Consider the following 18653-nt stretch of genomic DNA (forward strand, 5'->3'; position numbering starts at 1 on the left):
ATGGGAAGGATTGTACATTTATTTCTTCTGAAGTGTTTACTACTAACAAGTCTAACGCCTGCATTGCGCAAGCTAGGACAAGATTTTGATAAATTAGCCAATTTAATCGAAAAGATGCTTCGGTTATTTAAGTAGTAATCAGAAAGAAATGGACTTTTGTCCTACCTCTTTTTGATTACTGCTTTATTTTTTATGTACCTTTTAAAATTGCTAGCTACTTGGCTTTAGCTCTATTTCAATTAATATACTATGTTAAGCTACTTTGGTATAGGTGAAAGTCGATAGGAAATAAATTCTGCTAGCTTTTGGATTTGTCATATCCACCTTATTTGCGTCAAATATGACAGTTTTATTAATAAAAATAAAAAGGCAATTATATTATTTATATAAATAACGAAGGTTTTTTGAAAGGAAAAGAAAATTATGGTTTATAAATACTATTCGCACTTTAAGTTTTTTTGTTTAAATATTTTTGGATTAATTTCCAGTATGCAGAATATTGTTACAGCATACATCGTTGGTTCGTTAATTAATTTGGCAACGGCTAAAAATTTTGCAGCTATTCCAGTCTTTTTTGGTAAAAACATTTTGTTATTGATCTTAATTTTAGTCGCCACTTTAATTTTTGATTATCTTAAAGCAGATGCTGCTAAGCAGGTCAATACTAAGTTAAGGCTTAAAGTGATGAGAGGTATGCTCTCGGATGAGCAAGAAAATGCTTCTAATTTAGGTTTTTTAACTAATGATTTTAAACTTTTGGAAACAAATCGCTATGATGCTGAAATAGGAATTTTGATTTATTCATACACTGTCGTATTTGCTATGGCATTCGCTTTGTATCTAAATTGGCAGCTTACAATAATATTCTTTATTGGTTCGGTTATACCAACAATTGTTTCCACCTTTTTCCAAAAGCCTATTCAAAATGCTGCAGAGGCTTGGACAAATGCTAATGATAAATATGTTAATCAAACTAAAAATTTGTTATCTGGTACTGCTACCTTTAATTTATATGATAAGCAGGATAATGCAGTTAAACAAAATCAGTATAAAGTTAACCAATTAGAAGAAAAATTAGCCAAGATGAATGTGCTTAATACTAATACCAGTGCTTTTCTTAATGCAATTGCAATTATGGGTACTTATTTATTGCCGTTTGCAATTGGTATTGCATTAGTAATTAAAGGCCAAACTACTTTAGGTGCTCTTTTTGCAATAACGCAATTATCGAATTCATTTGTAAATCCAATTTTACAAATTCTGCAAGAACGAAATAATTTGTCTACTACAAAGCCAATTGTTCGAAAGATAAAGCAATATATACAAAAAGCAGATAATGTGGAGCGTGAACAAACCAATGATCCTACATTTAATGAACTACAAGTGCAAGACCTAGATTTAATGCGTCAGGATAAGGTATTAGCACAACATATTAATCTTGATATTAAGTCTGGCCAAAAAGTTGCGGTCATCGGACCCTCAGGATCAGGGAAATCTACGATGTTACAGTTTCTAATGTATGGTAAGTATGGTAAATCTAAAAAAATTATACTTGATCATAACGAAGTAGCGGCAGGATCGTTTACTAAGTTGTTTGCCTATTCCAGCCAGAGTGCAGTTATTTTTTCTGATACGCTTTGGTTTAATCTAACTCTAGGAGCCAATATAGCTAAAGAAAAAGTTCTTGAGGTATGTCAAGGACTACAGTTAGGACAATTAATTAAAGAAAAGGGATTTGATTATCAATTAGGTGACAATGCAGATCAACTATCTGGTGGCCAATTGTCCAGAATTGAGGTGGCACGGGCTATTTTAGCCAATCGACCAATTTTATTACTGGATGAAATTAATGCTTCACTTGATAAAACTTCATCAAAGGCAATTCACCAATATATTTTTGATTCAAACTTTACTTTTGTTGAAGTTATTCATCATTACGATCCAGAAGAACTGCAAAAGTATGATGTAGTTGTTGATTTTAATCAATACCAATTTAACGATAAGAGCCTGTCGTAGTCAGATAGATAATAACCCAATTTACCTCAGCATTATATAATTTTCATTTTTAATTTAATAATACTTTTATATTTTTTGATTATAATAGATTATAATAAAATTAAAAAATTTAATATTTGATAGTTAATCAAATAGTTGAGGAAATTTAAATGACAATTGGTGAATTACTAAAAGACTATCGCATTCAGCAAAAGAAAACACAAAGGCAATGGGTTAATGATGTGGTAAGCCCGTCATTTTATGCAAAAGTTGAAAAAAATTTAAGCAGCATTTCAGCAGATAATTTAATTGAACTATTAAACGTTAACAAAATTTCATTAACTGATTTTTTTGGTAAGTTAAACCACCAGGCGAAGACCGTACATGACGAGAACCTAGAGATTGATAGAATGGTTAATGAAGCGTATTATCAAAATTCTGTGCATGATCTGCAACAAATACGAAATTTTGTTGCGGAAAGTGATTTTCCAAATAAAGAAGATAAATTAGATATAATTGATATCTTTATTGCAATAATTAACAAAAATCTTTCCAGTATTGATAGTGGCGTTATAGATAGATTGAAAGAAAGAACGTTTGATGTTTCTCATTTTAATTCTGATAGTTTAAGATTGTACTGCAACCTTATGAGTTTTTATGATTTAGATAGTAATTTATTGATTTCAAAAAGAGTAATACGTCAGTTTATTGGTTCAAGTAGCATAGATATTCAGAAGTTAGTTTTATCTATAATTATTAATATGATGATTTTGTGTATTCGTAACAAAAAATTCGAAGAAACAGCATTTTATGTTAGTAGTGAACAACAAATCAAAACAAAACCAGATATATTTTTCTATAAAACTATTGCTCCAGCTTTTGAAAATATAGTCAAATATCATTATGATCAAAATCCTAAGTATCTTAATAAAATACAAATAATAATTAAAAGTGTAAAAATTGCTGGCATGCCCAGTTATGGTAAAGAACTTGAAGAACTAATGATTGCTAATAAATAAAATTTTTAAATGTCATATTAAACCATTAAGAGTTAAATATGACATTTTTTATATGCTTATATAAAATCGTAATAAACTAGAAGTAAATAGAAAGGAGTAAGAAAATTGAAAATTTATTACATAAATTAATTCTTATTGTGCTCAATTTAGATTAATTAGAAACATGGGAAAAATGTTTTGTAAGTTAAGCGAAGATTTAAAAATTATGTCTAAAGTAGATGATCATATTTATGAAGCATTTGTAGATGGATTATTTATAAAGTTTAGACCGGAAAAAAATTATAAAGATAAGCAAGTTTTCTATAAAGGGAAATGCTTTAAAAACTAAGTATTAAAATATGCTAAAGAAAATAGATAGCTTATTAAAAAGTTGGTAGCGCTAACTATAATTAAGTTAAAAGGTGGTCTGCTTGAAGGAGCGAACAGAAAGTTTGGTGATCTTGATGCAAAAATTAAAAAATATGCGCGTTGGACTGATAGAACTTTGTGCGACACTCATTATTGGCGGTTTGATGATAATTGCTGGTATTATTTTAGGGTTGGATATAGCTTCTTTAATTATTAAGTTATTTAGCGGTTTAATAAAACCAAATGTGCCGAATTTTAACGTCATTAACAGTTTTCTGCGGATAAATTCAGGCATGCAAGTGGCTATGTTACTGGCGGTTCTAATAATTGTTGGCGGCATAGTAGTAACTTATAGGTTAACCAGAACTATTTTAAAAAGTGTAGCTGCAAAAGAAGTTGCACCTGCAATTTTTCAAAAACATTTAGGACTAAGAATAATTGAAATGGTTTTAGGGTTGATACTAATAGTAACCGGCTATTTTATACTAAATTTGCCTAGTCAAAATCTGTTTAATACTTTATTGGCAGCCTTTGTTACAATTGTGTCAGGTACTTATTTACTTTGCCACTCGTTATTAAGCTTGCTGCCTGCAACTTGGTTTAACAAAATTAAGTTAACTAAAGGAAAAACGCTGCTGGGACTTCATCATTATGCTGGCGTTTTTACTATCATTTCCTTACTTTTCGCCTTGACTATGGGCGCTCTGGCTTTAAGTCATGACTTTAATGCCTTTTCTCAAGATATTAAGAGAGGAACTTATTATGATGGCGTAATTGTCAGCAACACCGCCAATATTAAAAACGATGTGGCGCAACTAAAAATTAAAAAGCAACAAACTTATCATTATAAAGAAACAAAAGGGCACTTTTATTTTGTTCGTAATGAATTGGCAAATAATCCAATTAAGTATGTCAAAAGCACCGGTAGACGCAATTTTCAAGTCAAATCTATTAAGTTAGACCAATTGAATAAAAATTCTCTAGCAGATGACAGTTTTCGTGAACTCGTTCCCAATGGTTTTAAAAATAAAAAAATTGCACTTCGTTCAACTGCAGAATTAAATAAGATTAAAGGTAAAACTAAATATCTGACTGTGGTGCAGCTAAACAGTTTTGATAGAGACTGGCCGTTTTTACTAAAAATTGAGCATAAACAGGCTCAAAGTAATCTTGCTTATAGTCACCTCTATAGCAACTCTAAGGCGGCTACTTATCAGCTGATATTGGGGATGAATAAAGAAATGAAGATCTTGGGCTACTCATTGGCGTTTGTATTTGGTACAAGCCTGATTGCGATCTTGATAATAGCAGTCAAAGCTGCTAAACGGGATCAGAAATTTACGAATGAAAGACTAGCTCAAAGAACATGGCAGAGCAAAACCGGGCTTTTATTCTTTATTCCCGCAATATTTGGGGTCTTTGATGTTTTGTTTGGCTTGAGATTTTTCAATCAGGTTTTGCCAACAGCGTATTATGAAGTTTGGCTGCCAATAGTGCTAATGTTGCTGGCTTATTTTGCTATTTATCTGCTAACAGTAATGCGGCATCACAAAGTTGAGTTTTAAAAATTTAGGCAATGAAAAAGCACGCTAAAGAGCGTGCTTTTTTCAGCGTCTTTAATTAATGAAAGATAATGCCTAAAATTAGTCCGCAAACTTGCATTAATTGAAACCAAAATAAATTTTGCGGTGCTAAATCAAAAGTTGTGGGTACTCGGTGCTTAATATTATCTTCATCAACCCAGAAAGCCATATCCTTGGTCTGCTTCTGTCTGAATGCCTGCACGTTTTTATAGAGCTTCGGCAAAGTTACAAAAATTAATAGTTGCCAAACTGGTAAAAGACGGAATATGACGCTGATAGCGACTATTGCAAATGGAGCCAGGGTTAAAAAACTGAATAAGTTTAATGAATTTTTTACGCCAATGTATGAGGGGAGGGTATGGCGCCCGTTAGCCAGATCTTGTTTTAAGTCGCAGGTATTATCAGCCAGCATTGTCGCTGCGTTAAAGAATGCTTGGGGTAAAGCTACCCAAAAAATTAACAGGAGGTTGGCTAAATTGCCCCCAACAATAAATTGCGGCCAATCAAAGTTTAAATAGGCTAATTGACTTACTGGTGAATTGATGTAAACGGCTAAGAACATAATTCCCAGTCCTTCGAATAAGCCAGCAAGAATTTCGCCTAGCGGTACTCTGGAAAAGGGAACGGGGCCGTAGGTGTAAAATACAGCCACAAAAAGTCCGGGGGCACCGATCAGCAAAATAAAAAGATTGGTTCGCACAGTTAGCCAAATTCCTAAGACTGCTGCGATTAAAAGCAGAGTAAGCATGACCGCCATTGCAGTTGTCGGCGATAAATTACGTTTGCCAATTAAATTATGTTCTTTTTGATAATCTTTGCTTTTAGCCAGACGATAGTCCTGAACGTTATTAAAACCAGTCACAAATAAAGCGATTGCGCCTTGAGCAACTAAGTATATTAAAGAATTTTGCCAATTAAAAGTATGAAAATAAAAGTAAGCAAATAGAATTCCTAATAAATAAGGCATTAAACTATTGAGCTTGGTATTAAGCCGCACCAACTCAAAAAAATCGGTTACTGTAAAGTGACTGTACTTTTTTTTAGCCTCCATTGGTTTTCCTTTCAAAATATTGTCTTTATTTATCCAAAATTAATTGCTGGTTTTTAACTTTGCCAGTTGATAACCATTATCCGTAAACAGTTTGAATTTATCTTTTAAGCCCGAGGTGACGTAGACTTTTTTCTTTTTAGTAATAAAAATTGCCTCTACGCCAGACAGATGTTCTACATAGTCATAGCCCTTTTTCAAACCGCGATTAAATACTGCAGTTGACAGTCCATCACCTGTGGTTGACCGCTTAGCAATAATTGTGACACTTAACAAGTTGTTTTGACAAGGGTAACCCGTTTGGGGATCCATTAAGTGACTATAAATTTTGTTTCCGACTTTGAGATAACGTTCATAAATACCTGATGTTACTGCAGTAGCATTCTTTTCCGGTAAGGAGCCGATCGCATCACCCCGCGCAGCACTGGGGTCTTGAATCCCCACGGTCCAATTACTGTTATTGGTTGGGGAGTTGCCTAAAACGTAGATATTGCCGCCCAGATCAATAATGGCACTGGTGACGCCCTTTTTTTGCAAGACTTTCATAACTTCATCAGAAATAAAGCCTTTAGCCATTCCTCCTAAATCAAGCATCATCTTCTTTTTCTTTAAGAAAACGGTGCGTTTTTGATCGTTAAAAACCACATTACGGTAATTAACTAACGGTAGCCGCTTTTTAATGGTACTTGCTTTAGGTTTATGGGCATCGGGGAAGCCTATTCGCCATAAGCTGGTAATTGGTCCAATTGTTAAGTCGAATGTACCAGCAGAAATTTTGCTGTAATGATACGCGTCTTTACACATACGGTAAATAGTAGGGGTAACTTTGACCGGTTTAATTCCGGCATACCTGTTGATTTTGTCTATTTCACTGCCTTTTTGGTTAACCGTGGTTTGAGCTGCTAATTCCTTAATCCGGTTAAAGCCGGCCTTCAGGGCTTTTTGTTGGTGTTTATTGTAAATCTTGATGGTGCAAACAGTTCCCATTAAAAATTGGGTATCTGAAGTGGGAGTAGTGGTAACAGGTGTTTTTGTTGGGGCAGTAGTTTTACTTTGAGTTGAGCAAGAAGTTAGGCTAAAACATGCTAATAAAATTGCAATTACCAGCATAAACTTGTTTGGTTGCTTGGTCATATCACTTATTTCTCCTAATAAAAAAGAGCGGCTAAATGTCACTCTTTTTGTAATTAACTAATTAACTTTTTATTCTTGATAAACAATATTGTCAACCTTGATAGTTCCGCTTTCACCCTTTTGTGCGGCATTAATTAGTTGATCAGCATAAGCGATAAATGAATGAGAAGATTCTGTTGCTCCCGAAACTGCTTGAACTTTTTCGGTGTTTCCTTTAGCTTTTAAGAATTCTTTTTGTAATTTTGGAATGTACTCTTTCGGTCCAACTTTGTTAACTTTCTTCATCTGCTTTTCGTAAGCAGCATTCTTGGTCTTGGAAACACCTTTTTTGTTAATTTGGTCGTATTTAAAATCACTGACTTTGCCTTTTTTGACTACCATGGTTAACACTTGACGGTAACCGTGGCTGTAGTTCTTTTCTGCTAATTTATATGTGCCGTCTTTTAATTTTTTATTGTTATTGATGTGAATGGTAGTAGTATCACCTTTTTGAGCTGCCTGTGTTAACTGGTTGACATAGTTCTTTAAAGTGGTGCTTGAACTGGTAGCACCGGAAACGACTTGGATAGCGCTTGAATTAGCGCCACTAGCGGCAAATGATTTTTGCAATTTAGGGATGTATTCTTTAGGACCAATTTTTGCTTGAGAATACTTCTTCATTTGTGCTTCATATTTGGCGTCTTTCGCCTTTGATTTACCATTCTTGTCTACGTTATCATAGCTGGTGTCTGTAACCTTGCCATCTTTAACGGTCATAGAAACCTTTACTTTATAGCCATTGAAATAATTGTCTTCGACTAATTTGTAAACCCCATCTTGCAATTTGCCACCGGCAATCTGCTTAGGGGTTTTCTTCTTTTCGACCTTACTTTCTTTTGGCTTAGAATCGCTTGAAGAACTTTTCTTAGCCGTAGTTGAACAAGCACTAAGCAAAAGCGTAGAAAGTGCCAAAATAGCTGTGCTGGTTATAAATTTATTATTTTTCATAATATCTCCCTCAGTGATCATATCAAACCATATAACATTGTGTACACATTCACTTACTTAGATTATAAAATACAGTTTTACTTTGTGCAACTACAAAATTTAAAAACAAAAAAGTTATTTTAATAGCAAAGAAAGCGCGTAACAAAAACAAAATTAGGAAAGATTGTGAAAGTAGCCACTTTACCATAATTGTAAATACTAGTATAATAAAAGACAACTAGTACATTTGCATTAAGGAGTGTTAAAAGTGGCTGAAACGAATATTGTAGTAATTGGCGGCGGTTACGGCGGTCTGTATACCACCAAGCATCTTGCCAAAAAATTAAAAAAGCGGCATGATGTTAAAATTACGCTGATTGATAAAAATCCCTATATGACCATGATGACTTCTTTACACGAAGTAGCAGCTAACCGAGTAGAAGCTAAGAGTCTTAAGTATGATCTGCAGCGTTTATTTTCACGGAGAAAAAACGTTGATGTAGTAACTGACAATATTACTAAAATTGATCAATCTGCCAAAAAAGTTATTGGCGATAACGGCACTTATCCATACGATTACGTCATTTTAGCTATTGGTTCGCAGCCTAATGACTTTAACACTCCTGGTGTTAAAGAAAACGGCTTTGTTTTGGGTAATCTTGATGATGCAGAAAAACTGCGGGATCACATTGATCTGATGGTTCATTTAGGCTCTCAAGAAAGAGATCCTGAAAAAAGGGCACAATACCTCAACTTCGTCGTTGTTGGTACTGGCTTTACCGGAACTGAGATGGCTGGGGAATTAAACTCCTGGCGTGGTGATTTAGCTAAAAAATATAATTTGCAAAAAGACGACATCAAGATAACCATGATGGAAATGGCGCCAACGGTAATGAATATGCTTGATCGCGCTGATGCTGCCAAGGCGGAGAAATATCTCTTAAAGCGGGGCGTAGATATTAAAGTCAATACAGGTGTAGTTGGTGTTCATGAAAATTATATTGACCTGAAAGACGGTTCAACGTATCCAACGAGGACATTGATCTGGACTGCTGGTGTTAAGGCTGTTGCTACAGCTAAAAACTTTGGTTTTGAAACTGGTAGAGGCGGTAGAATTTTAGTTAATGAATATTCACAAATTCCAACCGATCCCCACGTTTATGTCATAGGTGATGTGGCTCTTTATGATGCTGATGGCAGCGGTCGGGGTGAACCACAGGTGGTTCAGGGAGCTGAATCCGCCGGTAAATGTGCTTTGAGAAATATTTTGAGCCAGATTAACGGCGGTGAACCCGTTAAATTTAAGGGTACTTATTCCGGCTTTATGGTTTCACTTGGACCTAGTTGGGGTGTTGCGTCTTTAGTTAATACTTTCCATCTGAGTGGCTTTTTCGCTATCTTGATGAAAGACGTAGTGGACATGATTTACTTTATGGAAATCTATTCCGGTTACTATCTTTTCCACTATGTAATGGACGAATGGTTCAGAATTAAGCGTCCAACTTTATGGCGGGGCAATCTTAATAGGTACGGCAATGTTTTATGGGCAGTACCATTGAGAATTTATTTAGGCTTGATGTGGTTAGTTGACTGCTGGTACAAGGTACAGGGCAGCGGCTCTTGGTTCACTAATAAGCTGCAATTGCAATTCCCGTGGCTGATTCAAGCTGCTACCAGTGGTGCTTCACAAAAGGCAGCGGCTACGACTGCCGCAAGTGGTAAAGCCGCTACAACTGCTGCTCCTGCTCTATTTTCCCTCAATTATGATTATGGTCATTCCCCAATGGCAGTCTTTGATAAAATGCCAAGTTGGGTGCAAGCAGTAACTAAAGTTCTAATTCCTAATAAAGAAGCTGCACTAGTAGCACAAAAGACTATGACGTGTTTGGAAATTGTTTTAGGAGTTATGTTAGTATTAGGCTTATGCACGTGGTTTGCTGGTGGTATGAGCGCAATCTTCGTAGCTATTTTCTGTTTATCAGGAATGAACTACTGGGTCAATGTCTGGATGGTATTTGCTGCTATCGCTGTAATGAACGGCTCGGGTAGAGCATTCGGTCTTGACATGTGGTTTGTTCCGTGGCTGCAAAAGAAACTGACTAAACTTAGATATGGCGTCTTGAAGCCGATTTACCACGTTGATAAAAATGGAATAAAAAACTAACAATGGTAATTCTAAAAAGTCCTATGGTTTTATCTATAAGACTTTTTTAGTTTTAATTGTTAGTGAGGTAAGACATGGAAATTTTAAAGAGGCTTAAACCTGGTGACTTTTTAATTGTAGTAATTTTATTAATTATTAGTTTCACGCCCTTTTTTATGGTACATAATTCTAAAAAAGAGGGTAATCAGGTAATCGCTATAGTAAAAGTTAATAATCGCCAAGTTAAAAAGCTTTCTTTAGATCATGACCAAAAATGGCAGTATCAAAGAGACGGTAAAATTAATATTTTACAGGTGAAAAACCACAAAATTCGCGCAATTGATGCTAACTGCAAGGACCAAGTATGTGTTAAAGAAGGCTGGAAAAGTAAAAGCGGAGATACAATTGTTTGTTTGCCACACAAATTTTTAGTTGAGTTAAAAAACGAAAATCAAATTGATGATGATAAATAGATTTAGATATTATGACTGAAACAAATAGTTATTTACGCACGTATGTGTTTACAGGAATTTTATGCTCCCAAGGAATTATTCTTAGCGTTGTTGAGCAAATGTTTCCTGCACCCTTTTTCTTTGCACCTGGTGCTAGGCTTGGCTTAACCAACATTATTACGATGATGGCATTAATGATTTTGCCTTTTAAAGATTGTATTTTATTGACGTTTTTGCGCTTAGTATTAGCCGCTTTGATGACAGGGGGCACCAGTACCTTTTTATTTGCTGCTGCAGGTTCATTTTTAAGTCTGTTTTTAATGAAAATGTTCTTACCGTTGGTTCCCAGATTTTTGAGCATAATAGGAGTATCAATCCTTGGCGGCGTCTGTCATAATTTTGGTCAATTATTAATTGCCGTGCTGCTAGCACAAAGTAAATATGTTTTATTATATTTGCCATTATTGACAGTATTCGGAATTCTTTCTGGAACAATAGTTGGTCTTGTCAGTAGTTTTTTAATGCATTACGTTGATGCATTGAGTTTTATTAAAGGGATAATTAATAAAGGTATTTAACATGTCAAGGCTAGAAAAAGAATTAAGAAAAGTCCAAAGCAGCATTCAAAAAAATATCAGGACTCCCAAAGGTAAACTGGGAGAGGCAATCAGGTACACATTTTCCAAGCCTGGCAAACAATTGCGTCCCAGTTTTGTCTTACTTTTTGGCAATATGGGTAATGAACCAAAAAAGGAAAGACTAATTAATATTGCCGGGTCAGTTGAAATTCTTCATAACGCTACCTTAATTCATGATGATATTATAGACAATTCCAGTGTCAGAAGGGGCAGTCAGTCAGTGCAGGCAAAATATGGCAAGACCATTGCGCTCTATGCTGGAGACTATTTATTTGCACTTTCATTACAATTGCTCAGTGAGAATACTTCAAAAATAACTAATCTGCGCGTTAATGGCTCAACTATGCAAAAAATTCTTGCTGGTGAGACTACTCAATTTGGTAATGAGTACAATACTTCGATTACTGAAAAAGAATATCTTGAACAAATTCGGGGCAAAACGGCAAGCTTGTTTGGTTATGCTTGCTATATTGGGGCACTTGAAGGAGGTCTTAACAAAAGACTGGCCAGAAGTGCTCAGCAAGTAGGTGTGCTATTTGGACAAGCGTTTCAATTACGGGATGATATTTTAGATTACACTGCGTCAACTGCCGAATTAAAAAAGCCGGTTTTATCTGATGTAGTTAACGGTGTTTATACCGGGCCACTAATTTTTGCCTTAAAAAAAGATAACACTGGTAAATTAAATAAGCTGGTTAAGAAAGGTAGAAACATAAGTTCTAGTGAGTTAGCCCAAATAGAATATTTAGTCAATGAATTAGGCGGCATTAGGCACGCCCAGAAGCTGGCAAATGACTTTACGAGTAGTGCGTTAGCACTGCTTAAAGATAAATTTAGCAATTATTCTGGATATGATGAGGTTGTTGAGATAGTTCGAAAAATGCTTACCAGAAATTATTAAATAGCAAAAAAAGGAGGTTGATTATTCAACCTCCCTTTTTGATATTAGGAAAACTTTTTAAGGTACTAAAGATGATTGTTAGTCTTAACCTTAAGCTTTTTTAGGCTTACGTGTAATGCCAAACAATACTTGCAAAACTACCAAAGCGCAGTAGGCAAAAAGCATATATACTAAAAGGCTAATGTCTGCCCTAGTGGAAGAAAACCAATACCACTGATTGCCCTCAGTGCTATAGATCAAATTAGCCAGACCTAGTAAAGCTAAAATCAAAACATTAATTATTGCAAAAATCCATAAGTTGCCGTTTTCATGTTTAGCAACATATATCATCGACCAGGCTGCTGACCATACTCCCCAAAGACCGGTAGCAGCAATTATAATCCAGTAAAAAACTGTAGCAAACATATTATGCCTCCTTCTCAACAACTTTATTTTACCATAAAGTTCATAAGATCACATGTTTAATTTGTGAGCAAGTGCAAATAGTATTTTGCCAGCTGCTAATCCTATTGCCAGCTGGATTAATAAAAAAAACTTAGAAATTTGTTCAAAATAATTACTAATTGTACTTGACATGCTACATACCTTTACTTATAATCCTAAGTATTAAATTAAATTTGAGGAGGCAATTTTAATGAAACATCAATTTTTAAGTAAACGAATCAACATTAGAAACAGCATTTCTCAAAATTTGATTGCCTTGTTGTTGTCGCGTAGGACTTAGCGTGAAAGAATTACTTTTAGTAATTAACATGTTGAGCCCTTGTTTGCGTCTTAATGAATAGGGCTTAACAAATAACTATCTTGGGCCTCATTCATTAAGTTGAATGAGGTTTTTGTTACCAGGCTAGTTAGAGAAGGAGAAAATGATGAACAAGTTTACTAAAAAAATGATGGGTATCCTAACGGTAGGAACAGCTGCCTTTATGATGGCAGGTTGTTCAGTTGCCAAGAATAGTAACAGTAGCGGTACTCATCAAGACAAAGACACTGTCAAAATTGGTGTCAACATGGAATTATCTGGCACGGCTGCAGGTTACGGAAATGCCCAGAAACAGGGAATTCAGCTAGCAGCAGCTGAAATTAACAAGGCTGGCGGCATTGATGTTAACGGTCATAAAAAGAAAATTAAGCTGATTATTCGCGATAACAAAACAGCGATTGCTACTTCTGCTTCGGTAGCAGCACAACTGGTAAATAAAGATAAGGTGGCAGCAATTGTAGGGCCGGCCACTACTAATGCGGGAACAGCTGAAATTCCTAATATTACTAAAGCAGCAGTTCCCAGCGTGAGTCCTTCTGCAACTGATCCTGATTACACTAAACAGAAAAACGGCAAGGTTCAACCATACGTTTTTAGAGCCTGTTTCCAAAACAATTTCCAAGGAGAAAGTGCCGCTAAGTTTGTCACAAAGAAGCTGAAAGCAAAGCGTGTAGCAGTTTACGCTGATAATTCAAGTGATTACGGTACCGGTTTAGCTAAAGCCTTTAAGAATACATATAAGGGTAAAGTAGTTGATAGCCAAACATATTCAGAAGGTGACAAGGACTTTAATGCCGTTTTAACTTCATTTAAGTCAAAGAAGATTGACGCTATTTATGTTCCGGGCTATTACACAGAAGTTGGTCTGATTGTTAAGCAGGCACGGCAAATGGGTATTAAAGTGCCAATTGTGGGTAGTGACGGTATGGCTGATCCTAAACTTGCCCAAATTGCTGGTGCTAAGAATGCTACCAAAGTTTACTACACTACACCATTTTCCACTCGTGTAGCTGCTAAAAATCCAACAGCTGTCAAGTTTATGAATGCCTTTAAAGCACGTTATCATGCACCGGCTCCAACGTTTTCAGCTTTAGCTTATGATGCAGTCTACATGGTTAAGACTGCCATTGAACAACAAAAATCAGATGATTCAACTAAAGTCGCTGCCGGCTTAGCTAAGATTAAAAATTTTGATGGGGTTACCGGTAAGATTACAGTTAATAAAACTCATGACCCAGAAATGCCAATTGCAATTGAAGAAATGACTAATGGCAAAGTAAGTAATTCATTTAGTGTTGAATAGATCCAAAATTTAAAAGGGGCGCTTAAATTTGCAAACAGTATTACAGCAAATCATTAATGCCTTGTCACTGGGCTCAATATATGCCTTGCTGGCATTAGGCTATAGCATGGTTTACGGCATTATTAATTTAATTAACTTTGCTCATGGCGATATCTACATGCTGGGGGCATTCTTTGCCTACTATGTAATTAATGCTTGGCATTTTAACTTCATCACGGCATTACTTTCAGCAATGATTGTTGGTGCGGTTTCGGGTGTAGTGATCGAGTATTTTGCTTATAGACCATTGCGTAAATCACCGCGAATTGCTGTCTTAATAACAGCTATCGGAGTTTCATTTTTACTTGAAAATGGCATGTCTTACTTTGTGGGTTCAAACGCACGTAGTTTTCCGCAGGTAATTGAACAAGTCAACTATGTGTTTGGCGGCGTTCAAATTTCCAATATTCAAATTTTAATTTTAGTAACTGCTTTGATACTAATGGTTTCACTGCAACTGATTATTAAAAAAACTAAGATGGGACGTGCAATGCGGGCTGTATCTGTTGATCCTGCCGCTGCCGAATTAGTTGGGGTTAATGTTAATCACACGATTTCTTTTACTTTTGCCTTGGGTTCAGCTTTAGCTGGTGCGGCAGGAGTGCTGATTGGCATGTACTATAATCAAATTGATCCTTTAATGGGGATGACTCCCGGTATTAAAGCCTTTGTGGCAGCCGTTTTAGGAGGAATTGGTTCGGTACCCGGTGCCTCACTTGGTGGCTTCTTAATTGGTATTTTAGAAACCTTCTTCCAATCTATTGGTTTGTCCGCATATAAAGATGCAGTAGTTTATCTTGTGTTAATAGTCATTTTGCTCTTTTTACCAGCAGGTATTTTCGGCAAAAATGCCAAGGAAAAGGTATAGGTGGCAAAATGAAGGTTAATTGGAAATACATTTTATCGTGGCTCGTAATTATGGTAGCCGGCTTTTACTTAATCAACGCCTTAATCATAGTTGGCGTAATTGATGATTTTATTGAAAACATGCTGGTTACGATTGGCATTAATATTATTTTGGCAACAGGTTTGAACCTGATTATCGGCTTTAGCGGTCAGTTTTCACTGGGTCATGCCGGTTTTATGGCAATTGGTGCATACGCTACTGCAATCATTACGCAACACATGAGTAATGAAGTTGGCTTTTTGCTTTCACTGCTAGTAGGTGTGCTTTTAGCCGTTATTATTGCGGGTGTGATTGGAACAGCCACATTTATTCGCTTGAAAGGAGACTATCTGGCAATTGCCACATTAGGGGCTGCCGAAATTATTCGCAACGTAATTAATAATTTAAAAATTACGGGCGGCTCTGCCGGCATGTTTAATATTCCCCAGTTATGTTCATGGCCTACCGTTTATATCTTAGTTTGTGTGACTACAATCGTTTTGATGAATTTTATTCGTTCCAAAAATGGGCGTGCAATTAAGGCTGTGCGTGAAGATGAGATAGCCGCTGAAGCAATGGGCATTAATACTACTAAATGGAAATTAGCTGCTTTTGTATTGGGCGCAGCTACTGCTGCTATCGCCGGCAGTTTACATGCCTCTTATTTACAAACAATTTCACCATCAAACTTTGGTATCATGGAATCAATTTCTATCTTAGTTATAGTTGTTTTAGGTGGTGTTGGTAGTATGACAGGCACATTTGTAGCAGCAACTGTGCTGGGAGTTTTAGATACTGTTTTACAAAACTTTGGTTCTTTGAGAATGGTTATCTATGCTATTGCCCTCATATTAATTATGATTTTTAAACCATCTGGGCTTTTAGGTAATTGGGAATTTTCACTTAAAAACTTAACCCGCCATTTTGGCAAAAAGGAAAGAGGCTAGTATATGGCACACTTATTACAGGTTGAACATGTAGTGCGCAAATTTGGCGGATTGACTGCAGTTAATGACGTTTCACTTCATTTAGATAAGCATGAACTAGTTGCCTTGATTGGACCTAATGGTGCGGGCAAGACCACTTTATTTAATTTGTTAACTGGTATGGTGCAGGTAACAAGCGGCAAAATCAATTTACAAGTTAATAATCAAAATTATGACTTAACCCATAAAAGTGCTGTTCAAATTGCTGACTTGGGCTTATCCAGAACTTTTCAGAATATTCGGTTATTTAAAAACTTGTCTGTCATGGATAACGTTTTAACTGCAATGACCAATGAGTACCAAGAAGGCTTTTTAACCGCTGTCTTTCGTTTGCCCCGTTATTATAAAACTGAGAAGGACATGAAAGAAGCGGCACAAAAACTACTAGCAATTTTTGATTTAACTGAAAACGAAAATACTCTTGCTAAAAACTTGCCCTATGGTACACAAAGACGGTTAGAAATTGTCCGTGCTTTAGCTACACAACCGCAAATTCTTTTCTTAGACGAACCCGCTGCCGGTATGAATCCCGAGGAAACAGCTGACTTAACCAATCTTATCAAATACATTCAAAAAGAATTTCAAATTACCGTTCTTCTAATAGAACATGACATGTCTTTAGTAATGAATTTAGCAGAACGAATTTATGTTCTAGATCAAGGAGAAATGCTTGCTACTGGCAGTCCAGAAGAAGTCAAAGCAAATCCTAAAGTGATTGAAGCATATCTAGGAGAGGGTGAAGACTAGATGGCTATGTTAGAAGTACGAGATTTGTCTGTTAACTATGGTGTCATTCAAGCAGTTAAAAACGTCAGTTTTGAAATTAATCAAGGTGAAATAGTAACTTTAATCGGAGCTAATGGTGCCGGCAAATCAACTATTGTCAAGACAATTTCAGGATTGCTCAAGCCTAAGAGCGGGCAGATTTTATATCTTGGTAAAGAAATTGAACATAAAAGTGCCCCGCAAATCGTCAGCGCCGGCATTTCACAAGTTGCAGAAGGCAGACATATTTTTGCGGGGATGACAGTAATGGAAAATCTGCAAATGGGAGCTTTTCTCCAAAAAAATCATGAAGAAACTGCAAAGACTTATCAGGAAATCTTCAAACGATTCCCTATTTTGCAAAAAAGGCGTCACCAAGATGCCGCCACTCTGTCTGGTGGTGAGCAGCAAATGCTGGCAATGGGTCGTGCCTTAATGGCAAAACCCAAATTGCTGTTATTAGATGAACCCTCAATGGGGCTTTCGCCTTTATATATCCAGGAAATTTTTAAAATCATTAAAGAATTGAATGAAAAGGGCACGACTATTTTATTGATTGAGCAAAATGCTAAACAAGCATTATCAATTGCCGATCGGGGGTATGTGCTTGCAACTGGAGTAGTGCAATTAAGCGGCACTGGTAAAGAACTATTAGCTAATCCGGAAGTCCAAAAAGTCTATTTTGGTGGTTAATAGATAGTATCTTTTTAAGTAAAAAATTTTAAATACAATCTTAGGTCAAAAATAAACTAAACTACATTAAAAGGCTAACTTTTATAATTATAAAAGTTAGCCTTTTTAGTGAATTTAAGCGGGTTTATGATAATTTTTGCGCAACTACTGAAAACTCAAGCGGAAATTGTGGTGAATCAGAGGGAAGAACCCAGCCCTCATCTTCTTTACTATAGATTAATGATGGCAAAGCTTTCCAATCAGTAACTTTTTCCTCTCCAACTTGTTTAATGGTTAAGCCCGCAGCAATCAATGAATTAATAATTTCCGCAAAATCATGGGCCCAATTATGATTAGTCTGGTGCTTAATTTTACCAGCAGAATTAGGCGTATACGAAGAATCTGACTGATAGGTAATTTCAGTGCCGCTAAAATAATCTTGAATAATTTCCAATCCCGCATTGTCTAAAGCAAATAATATTGGATGGCTGTCCCTAATCATAAAAGTGCCACCAACCGCTAATAGTTGTGCAATAGAGTTTGCCCATGATTTAAGGTTAGGAAGCCATGTAATAGTACCAGCACTAGTGACAATTAAGTCAAATTGACCTAATTTTTCAGGCATGGCTGCGGCCGCAAAACGAGCATCGCCTTCGACATAAGTAATTGGCGTTTTAGCTTGTTTAGCTAGATTACGCGCATATTTCAAAGCCGTAGGTGAAAAATCCAACCCATAAACGTCTTTAGCTCCCAGACGTGCCCAGCTGAGTGTATCGTCACCAATGTGACATTGCAAATGCAGTAGGCGCTTATTTTTAACAGAACTGGCAGGTAAAAAGGGCTTTAATACTGCTAAGTCATGTTTCACTGTAGTAGTGATAGCTTTGGGGTTTTGGGCAAATTCAGACAGATTGCCATAACCGCCATGGGCATGAACATCAGCCCGGTCGTTCCAATTGTTCAAATTATCCGTAATTGCAGAGTAGTCATCCTGAGACTGCATAGGTTCTCC

The 18653-nt window shown here is 36.1% G+C and carries 17 protein-coding genes; 12 read left to right on the forward strand and 5 right to left on the reverse strand.

The annotated features are described in order from the left end of the window. Nucleotides 1-423: 423 nt before the first annotated feature. The 3 genes from DLD54_RS01130 to DLD54_RS01140 all read left to right on the forward strand — a co-directional run bounded on the left by DLD54_RS01130 (nt 424) and on the right by DLD54_RS01140 (nt 4927). Nucleotides 424-2016 carry an ATP-binding cassette domain-containing protein gene (locus tag DLD54_RS01130; protein WP_038520963.1) on the forward strand — a complete coding sequence of 531 codons (1593 nt, stop codon included), beginning with the start codon at nt 424-426 and terminating at the stop codon, nt 2014-2016. 149 nt (nt 2017-2165) lie between these two features. Continuing rightward, complete coding sequence (locus tag DLD54_RS01135) at nt 2166-3014, forward strand: helix-turn-helix domain-containing protein (protein ID WP_038520966.1); 849 nt, start codon at nt 2166-2168, stop codon at nt 3012-3014. A gap of 410 nt (nt 3015-3424) precedes the next feature. Next, entirely contained in the window at nt 3425-4927 is a 1503-nt protein-coding gene (locus DLD54_RS01140) for a hypothetical protein (protein ID WP_109917950.1), read from the forward strand. Nucleotides 4928-4982: 55 nt separating this feature from the next. On the opposite strand, the gene DLD54_RS01145 is transcribed toward DLD54_RS01140, so the two are convergent. The 3 genes from DLD54_RS01145 to pplA all read right to left on the reverse strand — a co-directional run bounded on the left by DLD54_RS01145 (nt 4983) and on the right by pplA (nt 8114). Next, nucleotides 4983-5996: a UbiA family prenyltransferase gene (locus DLD54_RS01145; RefSeq protein ID WP_109917951.1), complete on the reverse strand. Its 1014-nt coding sequence runs from the start codon at nt 5994-5996 to the stop codon at nt 4983-4985. 39 nt (nt 5997-6035) lie between these two features. Beyond that, nucleotides 6036-7127 (reverse strand): FAD:protein FMN transferase, encoded by a 1092-nt coding sequence (locus DLD54_RS01150; RefSeq protein WP_109917952.1) that lies wholly within the window; start codon nt 7125-7127, stop codon nt 6036-6038. Between the two features lie 69 nt (nt 7128-7196). Beyond that, nucleotides 7197-8114, reverse strand: a complete 918-nt coding sequence (gene pplA, locus DLD54_RS01155) for an extracellular electron transfer flavoprotein PplA (RefSeq protein WP_109917953.1) — start codon at nt 8112-8114, stop codon at nt 7197-7199. Nucleotides 8115-8361: 247 nt separating this feature from the next. Here pplA and DLD54_RS01160 point away from each other — a divergent pair, with 247 nt between their 5' ends. The 4 genes from DLD54_RS01160 to DLD54_RS01175 all read left to right on the forward strand — a co-directional run bounded on the left by DLD54_RS01160 (nt 8362) and on the right by DLD54_RS01175 (nt 12227). Further along, on the forward strand, nt 8362-10257 hold the full coding sequence (locus DLD54_RS01160; RefSeq protein WP_109917954.1) for an FAD-dependent oxidoreductase: 1896 nt from the start codon (nt 8362-8364) through the stop codon (nt 10255-10257). 74 nt (nt 10258-10331) lie between these two features. Further along, nucleotides 10332-10709 (forward strand): NusG domain II-containing protein, encoded by a 378-nt coding sequence (locus tag DLD54_RS01165; protein WP_109917955.1) that lies wholly within the window; start codon nt 10332-10334, stop codon nt 10707-10709. Between the two features lie 11 nt (nt 10710-10720). Next, complete coding sequence (locus DLD54_RS01170; RefSeq protein ID WP_109917956.1) at nt 10721-11266, forward strand: Gx transporter family protein; 546 nt, start codon at nt 10721-10723, stop codon at nt 11264-11266. Nucleotide 11267: 1 nt separating this feature from the next. Continuing rightward, entirely contained in the window at nt 11268-12227 is a 960-nt protein-coding gene (locus DLD54_RS01175; protein WP_109917957.1) for a polyprenyl synthetase family protein, read from the forward strand. Nucleotides 12228-12317: 90 nt separating this feature from the next. Here DLD54_RS01175 and DLD54_RS01180 read toward each other — a convergent pair whose 3' ends face one another. Then, nucleotides 12318-12632, reverse strand: a complete 315-nt coding sequence (locus DLD54_RS01180) for a hypothetical protein (RefSeq protein ID WP_109917958.1) — start codon at nt 12630-12632, stop codon at nt 12318-12320. A 461-nt stretch (nt 12633-13093) separates the two neighbouring features. On the opposite strand from DLD54_RS01180, the gene DLD54_RS01185 reads away from it, so the two are divergent. From DLD54_RS01185 to DLD54_RS01205, 5 genes are read left to right on the forward strand one after another with little or no spacing between them, the layout of a single operon-like run. Beyond that, a complete protein-coding gene (locus tag DLD54_RS01185; RefSeq protein ID WP_370448305.1) occupies nt 13094-14293 on the forward strand; it encodes an ABC transporter substrate-binding protein in 1200 nt (399 codons plus the stop codon). A 28-nt stretch (nt 14294-14321) separates the two neighbouring features. After that, on the forward strand, nt 14322-15200 hold the full coding sequence (locus tag DLD54_RS01190) for a branched-chain amino acid ABC transporter permease (protein ID WP_038520996.1): 879 nt from the start codon (nt 14322-14324) through the stop codon (nt 15198-15200). Between the two features lie 8 nt (nt 15201-15208). Next, nucleotides 15209-16165 (forward strand): branched-chain amino acid ABC transporter permease, encoded by a 957-nt coding sequence (locus DLD54_RS01195; protein WP_109917960.1) that lies wholly within the window; start codon nt 15209-15211, stop codon nt 16163-16165. A gap of 3 nt (nt 16166-16168) precedes the next feature. Then, the gene (locus tag DLD54_RS01200; RefSeq protein WP_109917961.1) at nt 16169-16951 is read left to right on the forward strand and encodes an ABC transporter ATP-binding protein; all 783 of its coding nucleotides are present in this window, start codon (nt 16169-16171) and stop codon (nt 16949-16951) included. Beyond that, on the forward strand, nt 16952-17662 hold the full coding sequence (locus DLD54_RS01205) for an ABC transporter ATP-binding protein (RefSeq protein ID WP_162542253.1): 711 nt from the start codon (nt 16952-16954) through the stop codon (nt 17660-17662). It abuts the gene before it with no gap. A 124-nt stretch (nt 17663-17786) separates the two neighbouring features. Here DLD54_RS01205 and DLD54_RS01210 read toward each other — a convergent pair whose 3' ends face one another. Continuing rightward, nucleotides 17787-18644, reverse strand: a complete 858-nt coding sequence (locus DLD54_RS01210) for a class I SAM-dependent methyltransferase (RefSeq protein ID WP_109917962.1) — start codon at nt 18642-18644, stop codon at nt 17787-17789. Nucleotides 18645-18653 lie beyond the last annotated feature (9 nt).

Source organism: Lactobacillus helsingborgensis (assembly GCF_003173695.1).
GTDB classification, from domain to species: domain Bacteria; phylum Bacillota; class Bacilli; order Lactobacillales; family Lactobacillaceae; genus Lactobacillus; species Lactobacillus helsingborgensis.